Source organism: Arthrobacter sp. NA-172 (assembly GCF_043952055.1).
In the GTDB taxonomy this organism is placed as follows: Bacteria; Actinomycetota; Actinomycetes; order Actinomycetales; family Micrococcaceae; genus Arthrobacter.
This window is the reverse complement of sequence record NZ_JBINOT010000001.1, coordinates 2,161,701-2,186,796: the sequence shown is the minus strand read 5'-3', so window position 1 is coordinate 2,186,796 and position 25,096 is coordinate 2,161,701. Positions and strand designations below refer to the sequence as shown.

Genomic DNA, 25,096 nt, shown 5'->3' with positions numbered 1-25,096 from the left:
TCTATATTTATGGGACACGCTCACGGACCGGCGGGGGAGCGGCAGAAGGCCGAACAGGAGGCTGATCAATGCGAGTAGGGCTGCGCCTCCAAGGGGCAAGCTGCAGGACCATGGTTTTGGATGGCGGTAGCGTGGTGTCGCTTCAGGAAAGCGAGCGCGCTTCGGCGCCCGGAGCCGGCCTTGAGGAGGCGATCGATACCGCTTTTCGGAGGCTGGTTCGAGAGTACGGCCAGGCCATCACTGACATCACTGCCGACGTCGGGCGCGTGCTGGCAGCGAGGAAGCTTGCCCGTGTTATCGCGATCCGGATTTCGCCCAGGCCGCCTGCGGACGCGTTCCACGTGAGCGGACTACCAGCCCTTGTCGAACCCGCGGTAGCCCGGACAGTCCATGTATGCGGTGGCCACGACTTGCGGGGACGTCCACTCGCGCCGTTGGGCTTGGAAGCATTCTCGGCCGCACTTCCGGACATTCTGTCCGGGGATGTGCGGAATGTGGCGATCACCTCGGTGGGTTCGACGGCGTCAAAGGATCACGAGACGCGCATCGCCGATGCCATCCTGTCCGTTGACAGCGACATGCGCATCAGCATCTCCAGCGATTTCTATTCGAGCGTCTTTCGCGACCGCGACTACACCGCCATCTTGAACAGCGCCCTGATGGACACTGCCGAAGAGTTGGCCGCGATGCTCGAAGATGCGGGGCGGAGGCATCTCCCCGCCGCCGCGATGTGGTTTGCCAAGAATGACGGCGGCCGCGCTCCCTTGGCGCGGCTTGCGGTGATTCCGATTCAAGGGCTGCGCCCCGAACCAGCCATGCAGGTCCTCGGGGCGGCCACCTTGGCTGGAACCCTTGACGGCGAAATCGTCATGTGCACGGACAGCGGCGTTACTGTGGGCCAAGTCCGCGGTGGCCTTCCCGCAACACGAAGCCTCATCCGCCAAGGGTATGAGGCGAGTTTGGCGAGCAACGCCGCCGTCGTCGAACCATACACGGCGGACCACCCCATCCGCCCGGAAGTCCCCTCAGTCATCGCCGACTTCCGTCACAGCCAGGAGATCCCCTTGCCGTTCGGGCTGGTTCCCACACTGGTAACGACGCACGACGCCGCGCAGCTGGGATCCGCCGTCGCGCCCCTGACCGCGTGGATCGACAGGCTCGAGACCGTCAGCGGGCGGGAGGACCTGCAACAAGTACAGGCCCGCGCCGAAGAAGACGCCGAATCAGTAGCGGTCCAGTTGGGGGCAAGTCCTGGGCAGACCCGCATCGTTGAATCAAACGTCTATGCCATGCCTTACGGCAATCCCGGCATCGTGCGGATCCGTGTCCAAGCCGCCGGTGAGACCTCGGGGAACAGCCGGGAAGACGCCGCCGAAAGCCACGGTCGGGCGCTTTCCGCCGCGGACCCGGGCGTCGCCTGATGAGGACGCAACTCACTCCCGAAGACGTCCGGCACCTCCGCACCGGGGCCCATTTCGCTGGCTTGCACCATCGACCCGACTGCCATCTATATCTACGCCGAAATGATTACGAAGGCGATGGAGAACCGGACCTTGGAGCTGGTCACGATCGATGAGCTGGAGCCCGATGACCTTGTGGTGGCGATCGGAATGGTGACTCAGGGTCTCTTCATTGCGGATATGCCTCCCGTGGGCGATGAGTTCATCGGTTGCATCCGTGCGATCGAAACGAACCTCGGCCGGCCGGTGCGGGCGATCTATTCGCTCGCAGCCGCCAACATCAACGGAATCGTCCCACTTATGGTCGGGCTGCAATCCTCGCTGCCGGTCATTGATTCGGACCCTATGGGTCGTGTTTTCCCCCTGATCAGCCAAACAACGCTGAACATTGGAAACGTCGCGATTGGCCCTATCGCGCTCATGGGGGTAACCGGGGAACGGGCGGTTGTTGAGGTCGACAGTCCGCAGCGGGCCGAGACGCTAGTACGGGCGCTTGTCACCGAGCTTGGTGGTTGGGCTGCCACCGCCATGTATCCGTGCTCGGCGCGCCAAATGCAGGAGCACGGTGTCCACGGCTCCATCAGTCGAATGATACGGATCGGGGAAATTCTCGACGCCGGGGCCTCTGTTGAACGCAAGTTCCAACAACTCAACGAATTCCTCGGTGCCACACGGATCGCCAGGGCACGTGTAAGCCACGTCGAAGGCCTGTCCCGGCCGTCGGACCTCGGCATTCCGGCGTTGCCGTCCAGCGTGACGCTTGTCGACGAAAGATCGGGGCAAATCATCCGCCTGGAAGTACAGAACGAGATCCTGCTGGTCCTCGTCGACGGCGCCATCGCGGCCGCCGTCCCGGACATGGTCTCGCTACTCAATTCAGAGCATGGGACTGTAGTCACCATTGACGATGTGCAGGTGGGCGATGTCATGGACATCGTGAAGATCACCGCGGCCTCGCAGTGGTACACCGAGGCGGGCCTGGATCTCGCCGAGCCAAGGGCCTTCGGCATCCCGGTCGCCCACCCGGGGCGGCGGCATGAGTAGGCCTAAAAATGAAAGCCGGCTCGACGTCGCGGGGCTTCTGGCGCACGGTTCCCTCCGTGGTACCACGCCGCTGTATCTCACTCCATCCAGCGGCGTGATCGAGAGCGTGGTTCTCGTCTCCCAGCTTGAGGCAATCCGGCGGGTGCGGCCTAACACAGTGGTCGTCCTCTCGGCAGAGATGGGTTCAGGCGGTTGGTTGGTGTCCGCCGCGCTGCGGCACGCGTGGGAGCGGAGGGCCAGCGCGGTTGTGGTCGGAAACAACCACTCGACGGCGGTGATCGGCCTCGCCGAGCGCCTGGGTATCACCCTGCTGGCTGCAGATGGGGACCCTGCTGCCGTTGCTTTGGCATTGGCGGCCGAGATCGGAGCGGCCTTGTCCGTGGTCGATGCTGAATTGGCCCGGTTTGCCCGCGCCGTTGCCAAGGACACCACCCTTGACGCTGTCCTCAAGACGATCTCAAGGGAGCTTGACGGGGTTGGAGTCACTCTGGAGTACAACGACGTGGTCCTGGCCGCGGCGGGCATGCCTGCACGGGAGGTCGACGAAGTCATCAGCGTGGACGTCCGCGGTGCCGGCAATGCCGCCTTTTCCACCCTCACGGCCCGCGTGCCCACATCCGGAATCCACAACCTCCGGCTTGTTCGCTCGATCCTTGAGGTGGCAACTCCTTCAGTCAAGGCTGCGTGGCTGGCCCGTGACTTCCTCGACGCGGTCCGCGCCGCTCCTACCGCGGCACTCACCGGGCTAGACCAAGTCCCCGGTTCGTCTGGCGAGCTGTTCGAGGAAGAACACAGGCACTTGCTAACCCAGCTTGGCTGGCGCCAAGGGCAACATTACGTGGCGGTATGGATCCGCAACGGACCGGTGCAGGACCATCGCCCCGAGCTGACGGCTGTGCTGCGCCTGCTGTGGCACAAGGTCGCGGTACGCAGCCCCTTGGCCGAGGTTCAAGATGGCTGGCTGGCGCTCGTCCCGGCTAGTCAGCAGAATGCCGCTGCCCAGTTGGAGGTACGGGTCAGGGCCAGGCTCGGGCAGGCTCTTGCCGAGCTCGGGCTCGTGGCCGGACTGTCCCGATGGCAGGACGACGCCCCCGTCCTTCCCTCAATCGTCCGGGAGGCCCGGTTGGCTGCTGAATCCGCGCGGTCTAGGGGGCCCGGTACCGTTCTGGGCTTTGCCGGTCTCGGAGTCGGCGCGGCCACGACCTTCGTCGACATAGACGCCGTCGTGCTCGTGGCCGAGCTGACGCTCCCGCGCCTGATGGCCTGTCCCGACAGGGACGTGATCATCACATCCTTGGCGGCCTTCCTGGACCACCGAGGCTCAGTCAGCCTCGCGGCGAAGTCGCTCGACCTTCACAGGAACACCCTGCAGGCCAGGCTCACCCGGGCCCGGGAGCTGGGTGTTCCGCTTGACGCTCCCTCCCAACTTCTTTCCGTCCACCTGATCGCCAATGCGCTACGGCGATCCACGGAGGACAAGGCCACTTCCAAAGATCCCGTCGAAAACCAGAAAGGCTCTCATGAGTTCCCAGTTTGATTCCTTTGATGATGTGTACAACGCCGCCCGCGATGCGGTCGGGGTGAACCTGTTCACTGCTTCCGTGGTGGCCGACTCAGGCACCAGCATGGCGCGTATTTACACTACGCACCCCGAGGTTTACCCTGTCGGCGGAAAGAAGACTTTTGCCGGGGATACGAATCCGGTGTGGCTGGAACAGGTCATCAGAGGGCAGCAACCTTTTTTCGGCCCTGACAAGGAAGCGGTCCGGGCGTTCTTCTTTGACTTCGCAACAATTGAGTCGCTTGAGTGCGGGGCTATTGTCAACGTTCCGGTCGTGAGCAGCGGCCGGACCATCGGGTCCATGAATTTTCTCGGGCCGGAAGGCAGCTACGACCAAAAGTCGGTGGACGCTGCCGTCGACATCGCCACGCGCTCGGTCCGTCTTTTCGAAGACGCCCTCAAGTCAACTGACTAGGAAGGGATGGCGCACGTGAGAGACTATCCGCCCGGAACACTGACTATCCGGAACGCACTGATCTTCGACGGCGAATCTCCGAATCTGCGCGAAGGATCCATTACCGTCCATGACGGCCGGATCACCGCTGCCGGGAAGGGCTTCGACGAGGCCGGACGCGTCCTGGACGTTGGCGGCCGTACCGTGATCCCGGGACTTATCGACGCCCATTTCCATGCTTATGCACTCAGCCTGACGTCGGCCACGAACGAGACTGGGCCCCTGAGCTATTCCGCCCTGGCCGGTGCGCGTCGCCTTGAGGCCGCCTTGGCGCGGGGCTTCACAGCCGTACGTGATGTGGCCGGCGGCGACATTGGCCTGGCCACCGCCATCGAGGAGGGCCTTTATCCGGGACCTCGGTATTTCTTCACGGGTCCCGCGCTAAGCCAGACGGGGGGTCACGGTGACATCCGAGCTGCGAACGACGGCGGCTGCTTTCACGGTGGCCACATGTGTGAAGTCGTCGACGGCCCGGATGATTTGCTCCGGGCAGTACGCCACCGGTTCCGCACCGGTGCCATCGCCATCAAGCTCATGACCTCGGGCGGAGTCATCTCGCCCGTGGATCCGATCCGCGTTCCCCAATACAGTGCGGCCGAAATCCGAGTCGTCACGGAAGAGGCCACCCGGCGCGGAGCCTACGCTACGGCGCACGCATATTCGCCTGAGGCCATCCGTCATTCGGTGCTCAACGGCGTTCGCTGCATCGAACACGGAAATCTGCTTGACGCCGAAACCGCACAATTGATGGCCGAGAACGAGGTCTATCTGGTGCCTACGCTGGTGACTTACGATGCGATGAACCGGCGTGGGGCGGAAATCGGGCTTACGGCGGTTGGCGCGGCGAAGAACCGGGAAGTACTGGATGCTGGCCGGAAGGCTGTCCAATTGGCCCGCGACGCGGGGGTGCGGATTGGCTTCGGGACGGACCTGATGGGTGAACTGGAGGACGAGCAGCTGGCTGGACTCCGCCTGCAATGCGAGGCCCTGGGGGTATTCGAAGCCCTCCGATCGGCGACCTCAACGAATGCTTCCCTGTTGCGGCGTGACGATCTCGGGCGCATAGCGCCCGGTGCGTGCGCAGACATGGTCATCCTGGACGGAAATCCGTTCGATGAGCCTTCGATCCTTTGGGACGAAGACCGGACGCGCACGGTCATCAAGGACGGCCATGGCCCTCGCACACCGCTAGCGGGACGCTCAGTCCTCCTGGAGGGCTTGCGTCAAGTGGTGCGTGGGGATGCGGTCACGGTCATAGGTGATTTCCGTGTAGCCGTGCGGTTCCGGCCGGCCGTCGTGCCCGAGGTTGACGAACACGATTTCCTCAATGGTCAGGATGCTGTCGCGGGTGATCATATTGCGCACTTCCGCGCGCATGGTCAGTGACGTCCGGCCGAAACGGACTGCCGTCAGACCCATCTCCACCAGATCGCCCTGGACGGCCGAGCTGACGAAGTTGATTTCGGAGATGTACTTGGTGACGGCACGGCCGTTTCCGAGTTGGAGGATTGCGTAGATTGCCGCTTCCTCGTCGATCCATTTCAGCAGGCTTCCACCGAACAGCGTGCCGTTGGCGTTGAGGTCCTCCGGGCGTATCCACTTGCGGGTCCGGAATGTGATGTCAGCCTTTTCCATAATGCGAGATTAGCCGAGGGCGGGCGCCTGCGTCGCCTGCGGCGTGCCATGCTTGGCGCGACTCCGTAACATGGATATGGTGCACCCGGTTCAGCGCACAACAAGACACGCCGATTCGCGCACCAAGCGGCAACCGGGAACGCGCTGGAGGAACACCATGAATATTTCACCAAATAACGACGGCGGTGGCCTGACCGACGGCGGTGGCCTGACCCCCCTGCCTTCCGGACGGGGCCGCTGACATGCCCCCATTGAGCGTTGTGCTGGGCGCCTGGTCGATGAATTGGCCTGCCTTGGTCATTTTTGTTGCCGCCATCATTCTGTATTCAAAGGGTCTGGCGGCTGCCAAACGCCGCGATGTCCGCTGGCCTTTGTGGAACTCATTCGCCTTCTTTGCCCTCGGGCTCGGTAGTTTCGCGGCACTGAGCTTCGGCTTCCCGGGCACCTACAGCCACGATCTGCGGTGGGCGTTCACCCTTAAGGTGACGTCTTACCTGTTTGTGGTCCCGCTGTTGATTGGCCTGGGTAAACCGCTGACACTTGCACGGCAGACCCTCGGCCCCGTAGGCGCTGCGAGGGTTGAAGCGGTCCTCGCGCACCGGCTTGTTCGCATGCTCAGCAACACGCTCGTGGCGGCACTTCTGGGACTTGCCATGTTCACGGTGTTCCTGACGCCGCTCTTCTACGTCCTCAGGACCAACCCGGCTGCCGATATCATCCTGACTTTACTGGTGCCTGTCATGGGTCTCCTGATGACGGTTCCGATTATGGAAGACGGGGCAGGACGCACTGGATCACTCATTGTTGTCGAGTTCATTTTTGTGTTCATTGAGCTGCTCGCCGACGCAGTACCTGGGGTTCTGATGCGGCTCAGCCCGGGAATTCTCGATGGCGCACCCCCGGTCTTGGGCAATCAGCAAGGCTGGTTCCCCTCACCGCTGCGGGATCAACAACTCGCAGGGGACCTGATGTGGTTCCTCGCCGAGATCGTGGACCTTCCCCTCATCATCCTGATGTTCGTCCGATTCTCCCGCAGCGATAAGCACGAGGCGCGGAGCTTTGACGAGCTCAGCGATGACGAGATCGAAGCGCTGAACCGGGCCCATCTTGGGCAGGGTGGACGCAGCCAGGAGTAAGGCGGCCGGTGTCAGGTTTTACGGGCTACGGAGGGTGTGTCCTACGCCATTGCCGTATGCGAGGCGCTGTGCGAATCGATGGGCTTCGCGTAGCACTGGGAGTGACTGATGCCGATGTACGGGCCGAAGTTGGGCACTGCGGCGAAGCCGGCGCTCTCGTAGAAACTCCGGCCGTCTGATTGCGCTGACCCTGCCTCCGCCGTGATCACGCTGAATCCGTGGGCATGTGCTTGCGCTTCCAGTGCGGCGAGGATTGAACTTGCAACTCCCGAGCCCCGGGCGTACGGAACAACGTAAAGGCGCTTGATTTCTGCGGTTTTGGCGTCGAGAATTCTCAGCCCGCCGCACCCGAGGGGCTGCCCTGAGCACTTTTCGTACGCGACGACGAAAACGGCAGTGTCCGCTTCCGATGGTGCTGGTCCTGGCTGCATGGTCAGAGTTGCCGAACCGCGTGTCCAGTTCCGCTTGCTGCGCTGAGCGGAGGTCTGCGCCCACAGGGTTCGCCCAGGTGACCTGTCTGATGTTGAGCCGCGGATTAGTCTGCATCGGAACCTCTTTCGCCGGAGGGGTTATGCAAATCAAGCCTAGGAAACGGGGGTTACCGCGGTGTTTCGTACGCGTAAGCGTCCGGAGAAATACTGGCGCGTCGGTCCGGGCCTTGAGAGTGCCGTCAATCGACGGCGTCGCCCGTGGGATCTTCGGCGTTCCGGTCGGCCAGGGCAAGCCCGCCCACGGGGCTCTGGTCCCAGTGCAGCAATCGCCAGCCGCTATCCGGATCGCCTTCGAGCGCCACGATTCCGGTATTCTGCAACTGGTGGGTTGCCGCGAACTCCCGGCCGACATCTGCGGCCCGCCGGCCGGCCCAACACCGGATCGCGGCACCATGGCTGACGACAACGGCGGTCTGGTCGCCTGCCGCTGCGACCTTGGCAATGGCTGCGTCGTAACGGGCGAAAAACTCGTGGCCGTTGCCCGCTCCCGGCATTCGAACGTCCAGTTCGCCGCCTGTCCACGCAAAAACTGTGCTCATGTACCGGTGATGCGATTCGTGGTCGGTGAGCTTCTCCAGTGCGCCGGCCTCAATCTCCTGCAGACCGTGCAAAACGGTGGCCTCCAGCCCCAAGGCTTTTGCGAGAGGAGCTGCCGTCAGCTGGGTGCGGATCAGCGTGGATGCATAGATGGCAGTGACGGCTTCGTTGGAGAGGGACTTCGGAAGTGCCGCGGCCTGACGTTCGCCGAGGTCAGTCAGCCCCGGACCCGGGAAGGCGGTGTCCAGCTGCCCCAGGACGTTGCCAGGGGTTTGTCCGTGACGGATAAGTAAGAGCCTCATGCTGACACAATTCCTTACGTCGATTTGGGGGAAGCCCAGGCCAACGCGGCGGTCTGGCCCGACTCTTTTAGCCAATCAGGCCCGGCACCTGAGCGTCGGTTCGACACGCCGTTTGAGTCGCAGCGCAGAGCGGCTTGCACCGCTCTGCGCCGGTGCGTCTGTCTACTTCAGGTGGTCCACAAGTTGGTTCGCGATACCCGTGTACTTGCCCGGCGTGAGGGCCAGCAGACGCGACTCCGCCTCCGCAGACAGCCCCAGGCTGGAGACGAACTCCTGCATACGTGCGGCGTCGACGCGCTGACCTCGGGTGAGGTCTTTGAGCCGCTCGTATGGATTCTCCATGCCCTCAACACCGGCGATGGCCTCGGCGCGCATGACCATCTGGATGGCCTCGCCCAGAACTTCCCAGTTGGTGTCGAGGTCGGCGGCGAGGACATCCTCGGCAACATCGAGAGCTTTCAGTCCCTTGGCGACGTTCGAGATCGCAAGGAGCGAGTGCCCGAACGCGACGCCGATGTTGCGCTGCGAGGAAGAATCCGTGAGATCTCGCTGCCAACGGGAGGTGACCAAGGTGGCGCCTAGCGTGTCCAACAGCCCGTTGGAAATCTCCAGGTTGGCCTCGGCGTTTTCGAAGCGGATCGGGTTCACCTTGTGCGGCATGGTGGAAGAGCCCGTAGCGCCAGCGACCGGGATCTGGCGGAAATAACCAATGGAGATGTAGCTCCACATGTCCGTGCAGACGTTGTGCAGGATGCGGTTGAAGCGCGCGACGTCGGCGTAGAGTTCAGCCTGCCAGTCGTGGCTCTCGATCTGGGTGGTCAATGGGTTCCAAGTCAGCGCAAGGCTCTCGACGAAGGACTGGGCTACGGCCTGCCAGTTGGCGCCCGGAACGGACGCGACATGCGCTGCGTAGGTGCCGGTGGCGCCGTTGATCTTACCCAAGTACTGGGTCTTGGCAATGCGGTCCAGCTGGCGGTTCAGGCGGTGCGCGATGACTGCCAGTTCCTTCCCAAGCGTGGTGGGCGTGGCGGGCTGGCCGTGTGTGCGGGAAAGCATCGGGACGGCGCGATTTTCTTCGGCCATCGCTTCGATCTGCTTCACCAAGGCGCGGGCAGCGGGAAGCCAGACATCTTCCACGGCCCCCTTCACGCCCAAAGCGTAGGAGAGGTTGTTGATGTCTTCGGAGGTGCAGCCGAAGTGCACCATCGCAGTCAGGTTTTCAATGCCAATCGCGGGCAGGCGACGGCCGATGTAGTACTCAACGGCCTTGACGTCGTGGACCGTGACGGCTTCGATTTCGGCGAGCTCGGTGACCGAGGCGCCGTCGAATTCGGTGACGATGGCGCGCAGCTTCTCCTGCTGGTCGCCAGTCAGCGGGCCGGCACCAGGGAGCACGTTGTTGCTGGTCAGGTGGATGAGCCATTCGACCTCGACGGCCACGCGGTCGCGGTTGAGGGCTGCCTCGGAAAGATAGTCGACCAACGGAGCGACAGCGGACTGGTACCGGCCGTCAAGCGGGCCCAGGGCGATCGGCTCCGGCGACGCGGCGAGGGCCAGGCGTCCAGAGGGCGTACGGGTAACAGCGGCGGCGACGGTTTCAGGCATGAGGCAATTCTTTCATGAACTGGGCCCACGCCATTAAGCCGGTCTGCGCTATGTGCATAACACCTTAACTTCCCCTCCACAGCGGCGTTTTCGGGGGTTTGTCCACATAGCCCACGACGGCGGTTCCGCACCACCGGAGCGCGCCGTAGCGTCGGTGCCACAACATCCATCGGACCAGGAGGGGGCAATTCATGAGCGTCGAAGTGATGGTGGCCGGAGGAGTGGATCTGGATTCCCAACAATGCATTGCACGTGGCGCGGACGTCCAGCAACTCGCGTGGCGGTTGACAGCCTGCGCAGACGAGGCAGATGCCGTGCTTGCGAAACTGGCGCAGTTGCAACTGAATCAATGGGAGTCCCCGGCCGGCCGCGCCTACAGGACCACTATGGCTTTGCAGGCCGCGTCCCTCCGAAGAGCCCGTGATGCCCTGCGCGCGGCCGCCGCTGTGACCCTGCGGCATTCCCAAAACGTGGGATTGAATAGCGACCAGGGCCGCTGATGGACGAGATCGCTCCCGTCGGCGCGGGAGAGTCGCCGCGCCCCCGAGCACCTGTACCGGACGGATCCCTGCTCATCCGCGGCGGTGTTGGCGGAATCAACTTCCAATTCGAGGAACTGCTGGACGGCGCAGCCGCGTTGGACGGCCTCGTGATTCAGTTGCAGGCTATTGAAGTGGAGGCCGAAACGGTGCGGGTCGCTCTCTTTCCATTCCAAGCCTCGTCCTACTCGAGTGGAAGCAACGCCATCATTGCTGCAGGGGAGAGCGGCCGGGACATTCGGCGGGTCCGGGAACAACTCCAGCGGATCGGCAATGATGTCAGGGCGAGCCACCGTGAATATGAGTTCGCGGAATCGCATGCCGCGATCAGGCTGCGAATGGGCTTGGGGACGACGGTCTTCGGGAACGGTCCGAACCCCTTTGACCTACGCGGAAAGGACGCTGTAGAAGGGGTCGTCCAAGATCTACCTCGAATCTTGGGATGGATGATGGGATTGCCGCCCGCAGCGGCCAACGTGGCAGGGGCCGTCGCTGGGCCAACTGACGTGGGCGCCGTGTTGAGAGCTATGGTGGCCACCCCTGGGCTGGCGTTCCTGAAGCCACGTTCTGTCCAAGTCAGCCGCGGCGAGACCACTATGAAGGCCGTGGACCTGTCGACTTCAGGAATGCTCCGGGAGCTGGATGAATTCTCAGCTCGTTCAGAGGGCGAAATTGAAGTCGTGCAGGTAGATAAGGACGGAGGAAGGGCATGGGTGGTACTGATTCCCGGTACCCAGCCGGGAAATCCACCCGGGGGCAGCAATCCGCTTGACGAAGCCGGCATCGCCGAAGCACTGGGCTACAACTCGGCGGAAACCAGTAAAGCGATCCGTCAGGCCTTGCTCGAGGCGGGTGCCGCAGCCAGCGAGACGGTGGTGGCAGTGGGCCACAGTCAGGGTGGAATCCATGCCATGAACCTCAGCCAGGACAAGGCGTTTCTGGCAGAGTACCGCCTCAAGTTCGTCCTGACAGCGGGTTCCCCGGTCGGAGGCATCACGCCAGATGCCGGCATCGGAAGCTTGCACCTGGAGCACGAAAACGATTGGGTGCCGGGTGCTGATGGCAAAGCGAATGCCGATACCAAGGACAGGGTCACCGTCACTATGACCAATCCCGTGAGCTTGGCCCCGGGGGAAGAGCTGGGTCCGTGGTCGGCCCATAAGCTCTCCCGTTACGAGGAAGGGGCGCAGCTGGTGCAGCGCAGCTCCGATCCTTCACTTGGCGCGTCCACAGCCACCCTGGGCGGCCTACTGGGCGTTGGCGGAGTGGCCAAGGTGAGCCGGTTCAAGCTGAGTCGAGAGGCTCCAAGCCGCCGTAGAGCTCCCTAGCGCCTGTTACCGCCGGGAATCCAGCTGGCCACTATTGAGATCAGGCTGATGATGATCGCTGCCAGAACCGCAGTCCAGAAGAAGCTATCGATTGTGAGGTGTACCGGTGTGTAGCTGCTGAGCCACGCTGTCAGTGACAGCATCGCGGCGTTGATAACAATCGTGAACAGGCCGAGAGTGAGGACTGTGATTGGAAGAGAGAGAAGGCTGACCAAAGGCCGGACAAAGGCGTTGACGATGCCAAAAATCAACCCTATGAAAAGGTAGGCAAGCACTATGCCCAAGGTGTCGCTGCCTTGTGCGACCCCCGCGTTGTTGACAGCGTTGGTGGTTGCCGAGGTGGAAATATCCATCCCGGGCAAAATCCAGCTGGCAACCCAGAGGGCCAGCCCGTTGATCAGGACACGCACAATGAATGAACCCATGCGCCCATGCTTTCACATACGCGGGCTTGAAGGCTCGTCCGCGCGGGCTTGAAGGCTCGTCCGTACGGCTTGAACGTCGTTGCAGGGCTTGAACGCTCGTGCACGGCTCGAATGCCTCCAAGTAGGCTGGTGCCATGAATTCTTCTGACAACGCACCGGAGGGCGTGCGTCCCCGCCCGGTTGTGGACAGGCTCCCCAAATACGCGGCAGGCAAGCCTCCCGTAGCTATTGAGGGTCTGACCAGTTACAAACTTTCTTCCAACGAAAACCCGTTGCCCCCGATTCCGGCTGTGCTCAAGGCCATCGCTGATCAGTCGGACATCAACCGGTATCCGGATCCCTTGTCTACGAAGCTGCGCACGGCGCTCGCTGACTTCCTGGGTATCCCCGCAGACGACGTCGTCACGGGAGCCGGAAGCCTCGGTGCCCTGAATCAGATCCTTTCCACCTTTGCCGGACAGAACCATGACGGCAAATCGGATGAGGTCATCTACGCCTGGCGCTCCTTCGAGGCCTACCCCATCTGCGTTGGGCTGGCCGGGGCCGAGAGTATCCAGATCCCGTTGCTTTCCGACGGACGCCACGACCTTGATGCGATGGCGGCTGCGGTCACTGTCCGCACCAAGGTGATTTTGCTCTGCACGCCCAACAACCCCACTGGCCCCATCCTCACTGCCGAGGAGACGGAACGGTTCATCCGGGCAGTGCCTTCGGGCGTGGTGGTTGTAATCGATGAGGCCTACCAGGAGTTCGTCAGGCACCAGAACGCCGTGGACGGCATCAAGCTTTACAGCAAATACCCCAATGTTGTTGTCCTTCGCACGTTCTCCAAGGCCCACGGGCTCGCCGGGCTGCGCGTTGGATACAGCGTTTCAGGGCCGGAACTCACACAGCACCTGCGTGTTGCGGCCACACCCTTTGCGGTGTCTCAGATCGCAGAACGCGCCGCGGTCACCTCGCTGGAGAACTTCGACCAGGTTGTCGAAAGGGTCCAAGGCCTGGTGGATGAGAGGGACAGGGTGACGGCAGGACTCAGGGAGCTTGGATGGTTTGTCCCAGAGGCCCAAGGCAATTTCGTGTGGTTGAATCTCGGGGAGAACAGCGGCGAATTTGCTGCGTTGGCGGGCCAGAGGGCACTGTCCGTGCGGGCCTTTGGCAATGAGGGGGTCCGGGTCAGCATTGGAGAGATCGAGGCCAATACGCGGTTCCTCGAGCTCTGTGCGTCCTATACAAAACCACCGCGGGCTTCCTAGCGGTTAACAAATGTCCCTGCGTCCCTTACTGCGGATAAAGTAAGGGACGAAAGCCAAGATATGCCGATTCCGGAATGCATTCCGGAATCGGCATATATCAGCGAAAAATTGCTCAGCGTCTGGCTGCAGCAGGCAAGGAGACGGAATGGGCGCAACTCAATTGCCCACCCCCGGGATCAACGGAACAGGACTGGACCAGCAGTCTTCTGTGGGGAGCGCCTCCGGCGAACCTGCGGCCGAGATGATCCAGCTTCTGGGGCCGGATGGCAAGCTAGGGACCGATCCGGTGTTCTCGGACTACGCCAAGCGCCTTGAACCTGAGCAGTTGCGGGGATTCTACGCAGACATGGCCAAGGTTCGCCGCTTCGATCAGGAGGCCACCGCCCTCCAGCGCCAAGGTGAGTTGGCCCTTTGGGTTCCGTTGACCGGCCAGGAGGCCGCCCAGATCGGCTCCGGACGCGCCACTCAGCGGCAGGACTATATTTTCCCCACCTACCGTGAGCACGGCGTTGCCTTGACCCGCGATGTGGACCTGGCTGAACTCCTGAAACTTTTCCGCGGAATTTCGAACGGTGGCTGGGATCCCACCGAAAACAACTTCCACCTCTATACCTTGGTGCTGGCGGCACAGACGCTGCACTCCGTCGGTTACGCGATGGGAATCCAGCGGGACCAGAAGCTCGCTGAAGCCAATGGCTCGAACGAGCCGAAAGCCGCTGTTGTGGCCTACTTCGGGGACGGGGCCAGCTCTGAAGGTGACGTCCACGAATCGATGGTTTTCGCGGCGTCCTACAACGCTCCGGTGGTGTTCTTCTGCCAGAACAACCATTGGGCAATCTCGGTCCCCACTGAAGTCCAGACCAAGGTTCCCCTTTTCAACCGGGCGAAGGGATATGGCTTCCCGGGCATCCGGGTGGACGGCAACGACGTTATCGCCGTCCATGCAGTTACTGAATGGGCACTTGAGCACGCGCGCGAAGGCCGCGGTCCGGTGCTCATTGAGGCTTATACGTACCGCGTTGGCGCACACACTACGGCGGATGACCCCACCAAGTACCGTGAATCGGCCGAAGAGAACGCTTGGAGAAGCAAGGATCCGCTAGACCGGCTGGAGAAGTACCTCAGGAGCGAGGGGCTTGCCGACGAGGCTTTCTTTGAGCAAGTCAAGGTTGACGGAGATAAACTCGCGGCCCACGTTCGCAGCACCACCCAGAACCTTCAGGCGCCGAATATTCGGCAGTCGTTCGCCGGCGTCTACGCTGAGGCGCACCCTTTGGTGGCCGAGGAACTTGCCTGGTTCGAGGAATACTCGGCCGGATTCGAAGGCGACGAAGAGGAGGCAGGCAACTGATGACCACCATGACCATTGCAAAGGCCATCAACGAAGGCCTGCGTGCTTCACTCACGAACAACCCGAAGTCCCTGCTCATGGGAGAAGACATCGGCCCGCTGGGTGGCGTATATCGCGTGACTGACGGCCTGATCAAGGACTTCGGCGCGGACAGGGTAGTGGATACCCCGCTGGCAGAGTCCGGCATTGTCGGCACCGCGATAGGCCTGGCCCTGCGCGGCTACCGTCCCATCTGTGAAATCCAATTCGATGGTTTCGTCTTCCCTGGCTTCAACCAGATCACCACTCAATTGGCCAAGATGCACTCACGCAGCGCTGGCAAACTAACGGTTCCCGTGGTCATTCGCATTCCGTACGGCGGCGGCATCGGCTCGATAGAACACCATTCGGAATCGCCGGAGGCACTCTTCGCCCACACGGCCGGATTGCGCATCATCACCCCGTCCAATGCACACGACGCGTACTGGATGATCCAGCAAGCCGTGGAGTGCATGGACCCGGTCATCTTCTTCGAGCCGAAGCGCCGCTACTGGCTCAAGGGTGAAGTAGACACCGAAAACGCGGGCCGGGCGTCGGACCCGTTCAAAGCGCACGTTTTGCGCGAAGGTTCCGATGCAACCATCGTGGCGTACGGTCCGTTGGTCCCGGTCGCGCTGGCCGCTGCAGCTGCGGCGCAAGAGGACGGGCACAGCGTCGAAGTGATCGACCTCCGCTCTATTTCCCCCATCGATTTCGACACGGTCACGGCATCCGTCAAGAAGACCGGCCGCTTGATCGTTGCACACGAGGCACCGACCTTCGGAGGTATCGGCGGCGAGATCGCTGCGCGGATCAGTGAGCGTGCGTTCCTGCACCTTGAGGCTCCCGTCATCCGCGTGGGCGGGTTCCACATGCCGTATCCAGTGGCGAAGGTGGAAGAGGACTATTTGCCGGACATCGACAAGATCCTCGAAGCCCTGGACCGTTCCCTGGCCTACTAGCCGCACCTGATTGCACCCGCCGCCACGCGGACGGGCCAGCCGAGATCGAGGACCCAAGTGACTGTTAAGAAATTCAACCTGCCGGATGTCGGCGAAGGCCTGACCGAGGCAGAAATTGTCTCCTGGAAGGTCAAACCCGGCGATACCGTGGCCATCAACGACGTTATCTGCGAGATCGAGACCGCAAAGTCCCTTGTGGAATTGCCGTCGCCCTACGCAGGCACTGTTGCGGAATTGCTCGTTGGTGAGGGCATCACGGTTGAAGTAGGAACCGCCATCATCGGCATTTCGGACAGTGTGGCTGGAGAAGTCGCGCCCGCCCCTCAGCCGGCCGCGCAGTCCGCAGCAGTTTCGACCGATCTTGCTGGGGCCACATCCGCTGTGCCGGAACTCGCCGCCGAACAGGTCGTCGAAACGCTCATGTATGGCAAGTTGCCTGAGGACGCGGGAACGCCCGACGGCGGTCCTGCCGGCGGCCCGCTGGTCGGCTCCGGTCCGAAGGCCGACGCCGTCAAGCGCCGTCCGCGAAAGCGTCCGGAGACGGCTACCCCGGCCACGTCCGCGGCAGCTGAGCCAGCACTGACCCCAACCGTCGTCGAGCCGGCGGCCGAGCCAGTCGGCGAGCGTCAGTCCGAGCCCGCCGCTCCGGCGCTGGCGCTGCGGATCGTTGCTGAGCAGCAGTCACCTGGCACGAGTCAGGCACCGGGCCTTACGGGCCTCGGCGCAACGGTCAGTGGGCTCGTCAACCGGGTCCTGGCCAAGCCGCCTGTGCGCAAGATCGCCCGCGAGCTGGGAATTGACCTGGCCGACGTCGTTCCTACGGGAGCCCGCGGTGAAGTGACCCGGGAAGATCTGATCAGTTACCAGGCTCAGCGCGATGCCGAGGTGGATCAAGCAGACAGGTTCTGGGGCGCGTCCAAGAAGCCGCAGGATCAGCGCGTGGAAAGGATTCCGGTCAAGGGCGTCCGCAAGGCCACCGCGAAGGCAATGGTGGAGTCGGCGTTCACGGCGCCGCACGTGAGTATCTTCGTGGACGTCGATGCCAGCCGCACCATGGAATTCGTCAAGCGCCTCAAGGCATCCAGGGACTTTGAGGGCATCAAGGTGTCGCCACTGCTGATCCTTTCCAAGGCAGTCATCTGGGCCGCGGCCCGCAACCCTAGTGTCAACGCGACATGGGTAGAGAACGCCGATGATAAGGGCGGCGCGGAGATCCACGTCAAGCACTACATGAACCTGGGTATCGCGGCAGCTACCCCGCGCGGGCTCATGGTCCCGAACATCAAGGATGCCCAGGATCTTTCCCTGAAGGAGTTGGCCCTCGCGCTCAACGAGCTGGCCAGCACGGCCCGCGAGGGGAAGACCCAGCCTTCGCAGATGCAGGGTGGTTCGCTGACTATCACCAACGTCGGCGCCCTGGGGATCGATACCGGAACCCCCATCATCAACCCGGGCGAAGTGGCAATTGTCGCGTTCGGGACTATCAAGCAAAAGCCGTGGGTACTCGATGGAGAGGTCATTCCTCGCTGGATCACTACGCTTGGCGGTTCGTTCGACCACCGGGTTGTAGACGGGGATCTGTCGGCCCGCTTCATGGCCGATGTCGCCTCCATCCTCGAAGAGCCGGCGCTGCTGCTTGATTGAGAAGCAGCACAGCGCTGACGGTCGGCAAATCAGCAGCACGGGAGAGCAGCGCGGTTCCCGGCATGTGGACACGCCCGCCTTCGGTGCCCGGCATCGCGTTGCCCGGATCTTGACGGAAGTGTTCCAACCGCCGGCCGTGGTGTCCATCTTGCTGCTGATCAGCCCCGCGGTGGAACCGGGTTTCCCGGGAACCATCTGGTTCGGGGTCATTGGTGCGCTCTTTGTGTGCGTCCTGCCGCTGGCTTACGTCTTGGTCATGGTGAAGCTCGGGAGGCTAAGCGACCACCACGTCAGCGATCGCAAGGAACGTGCACCTTTGCTGATGCTTGCGCTCGTGTCCGTGGTCCTGGGGCTGTTGGTACTCAACCTCTTTCATGCCCCGACGAGTATCTCGGTGATGATCCTTGCACTCATTGGCGGGATCATGGTGTTGGCTGTGGTCAGCCTCGTGTGGAAGATTAGCGGCCATGCTTCGGCGATCGCCGCGGCGGCAGTCATTGCCGTGCTCATGTTCGGGCCAGCCTGGTTGCCGTTAATACTTCTGGTTCCTGCTGTCGGCTGGTCCCGGGTGGTGCTGCGGGACCATACCCGTGGCCAAGTCATCGCCGGCGCGTTCTTCGGCGGCGGGGTCATCGCGGGGCTTTGGTGGGTCCTGCGCGGTTGGCTGATCTAGCGGTTTAGACCTGGCGGGAAACGCCGACGGCGCCCCGCGCCGGGCAGAGCGGCGGCTAGTAGCCCGTGTAGCTGACTGCGAGGTCGCGAAGTTGCTGATCGCTCATGCCGCCGATCATTCCAAAGGACAACACCATGGCCAGGGCTCCAACGGCCAACATGGCTGAACCGACCACGAGCAGCAACTTCCAGTCGGAACGCATGATGCTGCGGAACGTCTCGGGCATCTGCAAGAGCGGGGAAATCAGGTTTGGAGCGCTGTCCACCGAGCCGTCGTCGAGAAGTGCCACGATGCGGTCATTCACGCGGTCGAAACGCATGGAGCTGATGTGGTTGCCGTGGCGGGCGAGCAAAATGTCATGTCCAACGCGCTGGCGCGGCTGCAGAGTAAGCAATGGAGACCCCTCAGGGTGGTTGTGATGGGCGGCTCGCGCCCTTGGGGGCCACTTCAATTTTACGGGTGGCATCCCAATAGGACGGCCCAAATCAGGGTGAGACCGCCCACCACAACGCGTGATCCCCGTCAACTTAGGGGATGAGCCTTAAGGTGCGTCGGTCTTGGCGATGTAGACGTCACACGGGGCGTTGTGTGCCACGGTGTTGGCGACGCTGCCAAGAACCCGCCCCAGCCCCTGCATGCGCCGGTTGCCGACCACAATCACCTGCGCTCCAACACGCTCGGCTTCCTTGACCAGCGCATCTCCGGCCTTGCCGTGGACGGATCCGTAGCTCGTTTTCAATTGATCGGAGGCGAGATCCGCCGCAACTTGGCGGGCTACCTTTTCCGCCGCGTCTGCATCGGAGAGAATCCACTTGTCCGATCCGCTTTCGACGATCTCCACGTGGTCGCCTTCAAAAGCGGTGATGACGCGCAGTTCCGCACCCAGCGCGATTGCCAAATTCTTCGCCGAATCCGCTGCCCGCATCGCGGTCTCACTGCCGTCCACTCCGACCACTACGATTCCGCTCATAATGTAACTCCTTTGTTGATGGTGTCGATCGCTTCGCGCAGTACCGGGGCCAAGCGGCGGACGCCCTCGACGATGGACTCCGGGGGTACTGCACTGAAGGCCAGTCTCAGTTTGTTGGATGGTTCGTCCGAGTGCGTGAACGCCGCGCCGGGGATGAATACGACCCCTGCTTCAATGGCTTCCTTGAGCAACGGGTAGGTGTCCACCCCCTCAGGCAGCGTGACCCAGACGAAGAATCCGCCTTCGGGCCTGGTCCAGCTGAGTCCTGGGGCATGTGCTCATCCAAAGCCACGAGCAACGCATTGCAGCGTTCCTCGTACAGGGACCTGTAAGTCTCGATCTGCCCGCGCCAGTCGTAGTCCCGAAGATATGCCGAAATGATCATCTGGTTCAGGGTGGGAGGGCAAAGCGTGACGGCCTCGGACGCCAGGTAGAACCGTCGCTGCAGGTGCTCGGGCACGAGGGCCCAGCCGATTCGCAATCCTGGGGCAAAGATCTTGGAGAACGATCCCATGTAGATCACGTCATGCGCATTCGCGGCGCGCATCGGCGCCAGCGGGTTGCCGTCGAAACGCAAAAGTCCGTAGGGGTTGTCCTCGAGCACCAAAATATTCGCATTGCTGCATATGTCGACGATTCGTTGGCGCCGTGCCGGAGCTAGTGTGATCCCGGAAGGGTTGTTGAAGTTCGGGATCGTATAGAGGAACTTGATGCTCTTGCCTTCGGCCTGAAGCTCAGCGATCTTTGCTTCGAGCAACTCCGGGACCAGGCCGTCGTCGTCCATGTCTACTGTCTCAACCTGCACCTGGTAGGCCTCGAACGTGTTCAGCGCCCCCACGTAGGTGGGGTTTTCCACCAGAACTACGTCACCCGGATTGCAGAAGACCTTGGTCGCAACGTCCTGGGCCGATTGGGAGCCTGCGGTAATCACCACGTTTTCCGGGCGGGCATCGGTGATGCCTTCGGCGGCCATGATCTCGCAGATCTGCGCACGCAGCTCCTCGGTCCCTTGCCCACCCCCGTATTGCAGGGCGGTCATGCCTTCCTCAGCGATGATGCGGGCCGCAGTCTGACCAAGCTTCTCAAGCGGCAGGGACTGCAGGTAAGGGTTCCCGCCAGCAAGGGAAACGAGGCCTGGACGCATCGAAATATCGAAGACGTCGCGGACGGCGGACTGCTTGATGTTGGCGGCGCGCTCCGAGAACAGTTCCTCGTGGCGGTGGGCGGCAGTTGCTGCTCGCTCTATTGCGTCGATTGCTTCGGCGGGCAGCTCAGTCCCGGCATCCAATGTTTCGTGGGTCACATGGACAGGATACTCCCCGGAGTTGCCAAAGGAGCAACGGATGTTTCATCTCAATTTCGACATTCGCGGTGCGATCCGCTTTACGTCTGGATCACGGACGGCTGGAATAGAGCCATGACGACGCATCCTGAACTCCAGTCCAAGGCACTCCGCTTCCGTGAACTCCACACCGCACGGCAAGCGCCCCTGGTGTTGGTGAATGCGTGGGATGCGGCATCTGCACGCATGGTTGAGGAAGCGGGTGCGACGGCGGTAGCCACCTCCAGTTCGGCGGTCTCCTGAAGCTTGGGGTACCAGGACGGGGACCACCTTCCGCCGCATTTGGCGATGGAAGCGCTGTCTCGAATTGCCGCCGCGACCCGCTTGCCGGTGACGGCGGACATCGAGACCGGCTATGGACGCACTGACGAAGAACTCATGGCAACGGTTCGTTCGGTCCTCGAGGCGGGCGCCGTCGGGATCAATATTGAGGACTCGGCGGAACAACCGCTGAGCGATATGGCGGAACAGTCGAGACGCATCGCCTTGATCAGGCACGCCGCGGAAGAAGCCGGCGTCGGGTTGTTCATCAATGCCCGAACTGACACTTATCTGTCTGGAAACTTTCCGGAAACTGCATACGAAGAAACCCTGCGGCGCGCGGAGGCCTACCAGCAGGCAGGGGCGGACGGGATCTTTGTGCCAGGGGTGTCTGATCTCCACATCTTGCACGAACTCACGCGTCGGATCGCGGCGCCGCTCAACGCGCTGGCAGGTTTGGGTTCGCCGTCGCCCGGTGAATTGCACGACGCCGGCGTGCGGCGAATCAGCATCGGCGGCAATGCTGCCAAGGCTGCTTACGCAACGGTCTCCCGGTTGGCGACGGAAGTATTGGGCGACGGGAACTGGTCCGGCCTCGCCGGTACCCTGAGTCACTCCGAGATGGACGCGCTATTCGGCGGACGACGCGCAGCTAGCCAGGCAGAGCGCAAGCGATAGGCACAATGCCGCGATCGCCGTCGTCGTACTTTTCACGCCGCGCCTGACAGTGCGGCCTCAGCTCAATTACGGAATGGTAGGTCCGCGCTGCCCCCAATGGCAGCACGGACACTCATTGATGAAGTACGCCCAGGCTGCCGAATCGTGACGCAGAAAATAGAAGATTTCATAATTTGGACCGTTTTCTTGCGCCGAGCGTAGTGCCGAGATCCACAGCCCCCGCACAGTGCCCCCATGAGTCCGGAACAGACTGGGACGCGACGACGGAAAGCAGTTCCTCAACCGGGGATCCAGAGCTAAGAAGGAGTCCATGATGAGAAAGTTCACCAAATCCACGCTTGCTAGCCTCGCCCTCGCTGCGGCAATCGGCGGTGGCGCGTTCGCCGTCTCGGCCCTGCCAGCGAACGCCGCGGACACGACGACGACCGCCACCTCCACCACGTCGAGCACGGCGCCGGCCGCCCAGGATCCGAGCAAGGGCGGTCACACGGCGAATGGGATCACCGAAGTGCTGCTGACGGGTGATACCGCGGCAAAGGTCAAGGCGGCTGTCATGGCCGCCAATCCCGGCGCCACCATTCAACGGATGGAGAACGACGCCGAGGGGGCCGTCTATGAGGCTCACATCGTGAAGTCGGACGGGACGCAGGCCACCGTCAAGCTCGACGCGTCATTCAAAGTGACGGGTACGGAAACCGGCGGACCCGGCGGTGGCCAGCCGGCGACCCAGGGCTAGGGGAGAGGAACTCACCAGTAGCGAGCCGCCGGACCCACCCCCTCACCGAACGAGAATGCCCCCGCACACGCCTCATGGCGGGTCGGGGGCATTCTCGTGGCCGCACCGCGAGGGTGCGTGAAAGAACTAGGCTGCTGCTTCGTCTTCCTGGACAGCGGTCAGGGGCTCGAAGATACCCTTGATCTGCTCAACAACTTCAGCGTCGTCCTTCGGGTGCAGTTCGGCGAAGCGGATCATGGAACCCGGAACGGCAAGCTTGACGTCTTCAAGGACCTTGGCGCCGGCGATGCCTGCGGCCTTGCGGGCCTCGTCCTGTGCCCAGACGCCACCGAACTGGCCAAAAGCGGTTCCGACGACGGCAGTCGGCTTGCCTGCCAGCGCACCGGCGCCGAACGGGCGGGACAGCCAGTCGATGGCGTTCTTGAGGGATGCCGGCATGGTGCCGTTGTGCTCAGGGGTGACGAGCAGAAGGCTGTCGGCTTCCGCAGCGGCAGCGCGGAGGGCTGCGGCTTCGGCGGGAACCTGGCCTTCGACGTCGATGTCTTCGTTGTAGAACGGGATGTTGCCGAGGGAGCCGTGGATCTGTACGTCAACATTTTCCGGGGCGTTGAGCTGGATGGCTTCGGCGAGCTTGCGGTTGTGGGAATCGGCGCGGAGGCTGCCAACAAGGGCGAGAACGGTGTTCTTGGACATGGGAACTCCTGGGGTCTGGCCGCGGACGGTGCCGCAGGCACTCGGTTTTGGAGGCTTTTGATGCCTTCGTAGATTCTAAACGGACTGCGGTCCGCTTAATATTCCCGGGGCTAGAATGTTTTTTGTGAGCCTCATCCCCATCCGGCCCGGTTCGCCTTTCGGGACGCAGCCGGAGCGCAGCGACGCCGCGCGTAACCGCGAACGGCTCCTTCAAGCTGCCAGGGATCTCGTGGCCGAATACGGCGTGGATGCCGTCACGATGGACATGCTCGCGTGCCGGGCCGACGTCGGGAAGGGAACGGTTTTCCGCCGTTTCGGCAGCCGTGCAGGACTCATGATGATCCTCCTGAGCGACGCCGAGGCGGAATTCCAGCGTGATTTCATCTTCGGGCCGCCGCCGCTCGGACCCGGAGCGCCCCCACTGGAACGCCTCATTGCCTTCGGCGAAGCGCGCATCAAATATGTCGAAGAATACGGTGAGTTGGCGCGTGCAGCTGCGGAGCATTCCCCGCACAACCGGCACGACGCCCCGCCGATCGTGTTGTGGCACCGGCACATCGAGATGCTGCTGCGGGAAGCGGGCCTGGACCGCGATCCTTGGCTTCTTGCTCTTTCCCTCGGCGCCACCCTGGATCCGGAGGGCATGCTCCATGCCCTCCGCGTTCATGGAGTCGCGCCGGAGCGACTGGTGGCCTCGTGGCGTGAGCTCGTCACGCGCCTGCTTAAAGACGCCTGACAAAGCTACGCAGGGCTACCTTGGCCCGGTACGGTAGCGGCATGACCCACACACCGATCCGCACCGCCGTCGTCGGCTATGGCCTTTCAGGTAGCGTCTTTCATGCCCCGTTCATCGCAGCCAATTCGGCGTATTCCCTCGACGTGATTGCAACCTCGGACGCGGGGCGCAAGGCCAAAGCGCAGGAGCGGTATCCCGGAGCGAAACTCGTGGACGGGCCGGATGGCGCCTTGGCGCTCGCCGCGCAGCTGGACCTGATGGTCCTCGGTACGCCGCCTGCGACGCATTACCCGCTTGCGAAAGCCGCGCTGGAAGCCGGGCTCGACGTCGTCGTGGACAAGCCGTTCGCTGTGACCAGCGCACAAGGGCAGGAGCTGATCGAGTTGGCTGCGCGGCTGGGTCGCGTGCTCACGGTCTACCAAAACCGCCGCTGGGACGGCGACGCGCTGACCGTCAAGAAGCTGCTCGACGCCGGGACGCTGGGCGAGATCATGCGTTGCGAGGCGTCGATGGAGCGGTGGTCGCCCGAAATCAGCAAGGCGTGGAAGGCCGGCGCTACAGCCGACGACGGCGGTGGGCTGCTTTTCGATCTGGGCACCCATCTGCTGGACTTGTCGTTGCAAATGTTCGGTCCCGCCGAGGTGGTCCACGCCGAAATCCTGGCGCGGCGGCCTCAGGAGCAGGCAGATGACGACGTTTTCCTTGTGCTGAAACATGCTTCCGGTGTCACCAGCCATGTGGCCATGAACGTCAACAGCCAGCTGCACGCCCCGCGATTCCGGATTTTGGGCAGCAAGGGCGGCTTTGTGAAGTTCGGGATCGATCCCCAGGAGCCGTTCATCGTCGCCGGTGGCGTGCCCACGGATGCCTCGTACGGCGTCGACGATCCGCAGGACTACGGAACTTTGGAAATCGACGGCGAGCGAACCGCAGTGCCCACCGAACGTGGCGCGTATCAGGAGTTCTACCGGATCCTTGCGGAAAAGATCGTCGACGGCGGTGCCGCCTCTGCTTTGCCGCTCCCCGTGGACCCGGCCGGCCCAGTTGAGGTACTCAAGCTGATCGAACAGGCCAGGTCGCTTGCCTAACCCCGCGCGAACTGGCAGCAGATGACCCCAAAACGCTTGGGAAAGGTCATCGTCTGCCAGTTCGCGCGAAGTTAAGGATGAAGTTTTTCGGATCCTGCGTAACCTGTCCGGGGTCGTGAGCGATGTAGGGGGAGTGCGGACCACGTCCGCACTGATCATCCAGTAGCGACAAAG

Annotated in this window: 22 protein-coding genes and 4 pseudogenes; 17 read left to right on the top strand and 9 right to left on the bottom strand. The window is 62.6% G+C overall.

The genetic code is table 11. The annotated features are described in order from the left end of the window. Positions 1 to 110 precede the first annotated feature (110 nt). From ACF0H6_RS10835 to ACF0H6_RS10815, 5 genes and pseudogenes are all read left to right on the top strand, one after another. The gene (locus ACF0H6_RS10835) at positions 111 to 1,421 is read left to right on the top strand and encodes a methylhydantoinase (protein WP_395249599.1); all 1,311 of its coding nucleotides are present in this window, start codon (positions 111 to 113) and stop codon (positions 1,419 to 1,421) included. A 102-nt stretch (positions 1,422 to 1,523) separates the two neighbouring features. Further along, positions 1,524 to 2,504 carry a DUF917 domain-containing protein gene (locus ACF0H6_RS10830; RefSeq protein WP_395249598.1) on the top strand — a complete coding sequence of 327 codons (981 nt, stop codon included), beginning with the start codon at positions 1,524 to 1,526 and terminating at the stop codon, positions 2,502 to 2,504. After that, positions 2,497 to 4,041 carry a helix-turn-helix domain-containing protein gene (locus ACF0H6_RS10825; RefSeq protein WP_395249597.1) on the top strand — a complete coding sequence of 515 codons (1,545 nt, stop codon included), beginning with the start codon at positions 2,497 to 2,499 and terminating at the stop codon, positions 4,039 to 4,041. Before ACF0H6_RS10830 ends, ACF0H6_RS10825 begins: the two co-directional genes overlap by 8 nt. After that, complete coding sequence (locus ACF0H6_RS10820) at positions 4,025 to 4,480, top strand: GAF domain-containing protein (RefSeq protein WP_395249596.1); 456 nt, start codon at positions 4,025 to 4,027, stop codon at positions 4,478 to 4,480. Before ACF0H6_RS10825 ends, ACF0H6_RS10820 begins: the two co-directional genes overlap by 17 nt. 6 nt (positions 4,481 to 4,486) lie before the next feature. Next, positions 4,487 to 5,677, top strand: a pseudogene (locus ACF0H6_RS10815) (amidohydrolase family protein); the annotation flags it as partial. A 42-nt stretch (positions 5,678 to 5,719) separates the two neighbouring features. On the opposite strand, the gene ACF0H6_RS10810 reads toward ACF0H6_RS10815, so the two are convergent. Further along, a complete protein-coding gene (locus ACF0H6_RS10810; RefSeq protein WP_078107214.1) occupies positions 5,720 to 6,154 on the bottom strand; it encodes an acyl-CoA thioesterase in 435 nt (144 codons plus the stop codon). 242 nt (positions 6,155 to 6,396) lie between these two features. On the opposite strand from ACF0H6_RS10810, the gene ACF0H6_RS10805 reads away from it, so the two are divergent. Beyond that, positions 6,397 to 7,290: a cytochrome c oxidase assembly protein gene (locus tag ACF0H6_RS10805; protein WP_395249595.1), complete on the top strand. Its 894-nt coding sequence runs from the start codon at positions 6,397 to 6,399 to the stop codon at positions 7,288 to 7,290. Between the two features lie 41 nt (positions 7,291 to 7,331). On the opposite strand, the pseudogene ACF0H6_RS10800 reads toward ACF0H6_RS10805, so the two are convergent. The 3 genes and pseudogenes from ACF0H6_RS10800 to purB all read right to left on the bottom strand — a co-directional run bounded on the left by ACF0H6_RS10800 (position 7,332) and on the right by purB (position 10,225). Continuing rightward, a pseudogene (locus ACF0H6_RS10800) lies at positions 7,332 to 7,836 on the bottom strand (GNAT family N-acetyltransferase). 124 nt (positions 7,837 to 7,960) lie between these two features. After that, positions 7,961 to 8,620, bottom strand: a complete 660-nt coding sequence (locus tag ACF0H6_RS10795) for a histidine phosphatase family protein (protein WP_395249594.1) — start codon at positions 8,618 to 8,620, stop codon at positions 7,961 to 7,963. Positions 8,621 to 8,782: 162 nt separating this feature from the next. Continuing rightward, positions 8,783 to 10,225, bottom strand: coding sequence for an adenylosuccinate lyase (gene purB / locus ACF0H6_RS10790; RefSeq protein WP_395249593.1), 1,443 nt, complete (start codon positions 10,223 to 10,225; stop codon positions 8,783 to 8,785). Between the two features lie 191 nt (positions 10,226 to 10,416). Here purB and ACF0H6_RS10785 point away from each other — a divergent pair, with 191 nt between their 5' ends. Both ACF0H6_RS10785 and ACF0H6_RS10780 read left to right on the top strand, forming a co-directional pair. Then, on the top strand, positions 10,417 to 10,725 hold the full coding sequence (locus ACF0H6_RS10785) for a hypothetical protein (RefSeq protein WP_395249592.1): 309 nt from the start codon (positions 10,417 to 10,419) through the stop codon (positions 10,723 to 10,725). Next, positions 10,725 to 12,092: a hypothetical protein gene (locus ACF0H6_RS10780; RefSeq protein WP_395249591.1), complete on the top strand. Its 1,368-nt coding sequence runs from the start codon at positions 10,725 to 10,727 to the stop codon at positions 12,090 to 12,092. The genes ACF0H6_RS10785 and ACF0H6_RS10780 overlap by 1 nt, the downstream gene beginning before the upstream one ends. Here ACF0H6_RS10780 and ACF0H6_RS10775 read toward each other — a convergent pair. Continuing rightward, positions 12,089 to 12,517, bottom strand: coding sequence for a phage holin family protein (locus ACF0H6_RS10775; protein WP_395249590.1), 429 nt, complete (start codon positions 12,515 to 12,517; stop codon positions 12,089 to 12,091). The two genes, ACF0H6_RS10780 and ACF0H6_RS10775, sit on opposite strands and share 4 nt — an antisense overlap. Positions 12,518 to 12,651: 134 nt before the next feature. Between ACF0H6_RS10775 and ACF0H6_RS10770 the strand changes: the two genes are divergently transcribed. The 5 genes from ACF0H6_RS10770 (at position 12,652) to ACF0H6_RS10750 (ending at position 18,418) form a co-directional block, all read left to right on the top strand. After that, positions 12,652 to 13,770, top strand: coding sequence for a histidinol-phosphate transaminase (locus ACF0H6_RS10770; protein ID WP_395249589.1), 1,119 nt, complete (start codon positions 12,652 to 12,654; stop codon positions 13,768 to 13,770). 145 nt (positions 13,771 to 13,915) lie between these two features. After that, the gene (gene pdhA / locus ACF0H6_RS10765; protein WP_395249588.1) at positions 13,916 to 15,121 is read left to right on the top strand and encodes a pyruvate dehydrogenase (acetyl-transferring) E1 component subunit alpha; all 1,206 of its coding nucleotides are present in this window, start codon (positions 13,916 to 13,918) and stop codon (positions 15,119 to 15,121) included. Further along, positions 15,121 to 16,101, top strand: coding sequence for an alpha-ketoacid dehydrogenase subunit beta (locus ACF0H6_RS10760; protein WP_395249587.1), 981 nt, complete (start codon positions 15,121 to 15,123; stop codon positions 16,099 to 16,101). The genes pdhA and ACF0H6_RS10760 overlap by 1 nt, the downstream gene beginning before the upstream one ends. Before the next feature lie 57 nt (positions 16,102 to 16,158). Next, complete coding sequence (locus ACF0H6_RS10755) at positions 16,159 to 17,745, top strand: dihydrolipoamide acetyltransferase family protein (RefSeq protein ID WP_395249586.1); 1,587 nt, start codon at positions 16,159 to 16,161, stop codon at positions 17,743 to 17,745. Between the two features lie 64 nt (positions 17,746 to 17,809). Continuing rightward, the gene (locus ACF0H6_RS10750; RefSeq protein WP_395249931.1) at positions 17,810 to 18,418 is read left to right on the top strand and encodes a phosphatase PAP2 family protein; all 609 of its coding nucleotides are present in this window, start codon (positions 17,810 to 17,812) and stop codon (positions 18,416 to 18,418) included. Positions 18,419 to 18,473: 55 nt separating this feature from the next. On the opposite strand, the gene ACF0H6_RS10745 is transcribed toward ACF0H6_RS10750, so the two are convergent. The 3 genes and pseudogenes from ACF0H6_RS10745 to ACF0H6_RS10735 all read right to left on the bottom strand — a co-directional run bounded on the left by ACF0H6_RS10745 (position 18,474) and on the right by ACF0H6_RS10735 (position 20,691). Next, on the bottom strand, positions 18,474 to 18,812 hold the full coding sequence (locus tag ACF0H6_RS10745) for a hypothetical protein (protein WP_395249585.1): 339 nt from the start codon (positions 18,810 to 18,812) through the stop codon (positions 18,474 to 18,476). A 147-nt stretch (positions 18,813 to 18,959) separates the two neighbouring features. Further along, the gene (locus tag ACF0H6_RS10740) at positions 18,960 to 19,388 is read right to left on the bottom strand and encodes a universal stress protein (RefSeq protein ID WP_395249584.1); all 429 of its coding nucleotides are present in this window, start codon (positions 19,386 to 19,388) and stop codon (positions 18,960 to 18,962) included. Beyond that, positions 19,385 to 20,691 (bottom strand): annotated as a pseudogene (locus tag ACF0H6_RS10735) (PLP-dependent aminotransferase family protein). Before ACF0H6_RS10735 ends, ACF0H6_RS10740 begins: the two are co-directional and overlap by 4 nt. Between ACF0H6_RS10735 and ACF0H6_RS10730 the strand changes: the two are divergent. Next, positions 20,692 to 21,669, top strand: a pseudogene (locus tag ACF0H6_RS10730) (isocitrate lyase/phosphoenolpyruvate mutase family protein). 310 nt (positions 21,670 to 21,979) lie between these two features. Next, complete coding sequence (locus ACF0H6_RS10725) at positions 21,980 to 22,405, top strand: hypothetical protein (protein WP_395249583.1); 426 nt, start codon at positions 21,980 to 21,982, stop codon at positions 22,403 to 22,405. Between the two features lie 126 nt (positions 22,406 to 22,531). On the opposite strand, the gene ACF0H6_RS10720 is transcribed toward ACF0H6_RS10725, so the two are convergent. Then, positions 22,532 to 23,098 carry an NAD(P)H-dependent oxidoreductase gene (locus ACF0H6_RS10720; protein WP_395249582.1) on the bottom strand — a complete coding sequence of 189 codons (567 nt, stop codon included), beginning with the start codon at positions 23,096 to 23,098 and terminating at the stop codon, positions 22,532 to 22,534. A gap of 124 nt (positions 23,099 to 23,222) precedes the next feature. On the opposite strand from ACF0H6_RS10720, the gene ACF0H6_RS10715 reads away from it, so the two are divergent. After that, a complete protein-coding gene (locus ACF0H6_RS10715) occupies positions 23,223 to 23,834 on the top strand; it encodes a TetR/AcrR family transcriptional regulator (protein WP_395249581.1) in 612 nt (203 codons plus the stop codon). A 41-nt stretch (positions 23,835 to 23,875) separates the two neighbouring features. Then, the gene (locus ACF0H6_RS10710; RefSeq protein WP_395249580.1) at positions 23,876 to 24,922 is read left to right on the top strand and encodes a Gfo/Idh/MocA family oxidoreductase; all 1,047 of its coding nucleotides are present in this window, start codon (positions 23,876 to 23,878) and stop codon (positions 24,920 to 24,922) included. The last annotated feature ends 174 nt before the right edge of the window (positions 24,923 to 25,096 follow it).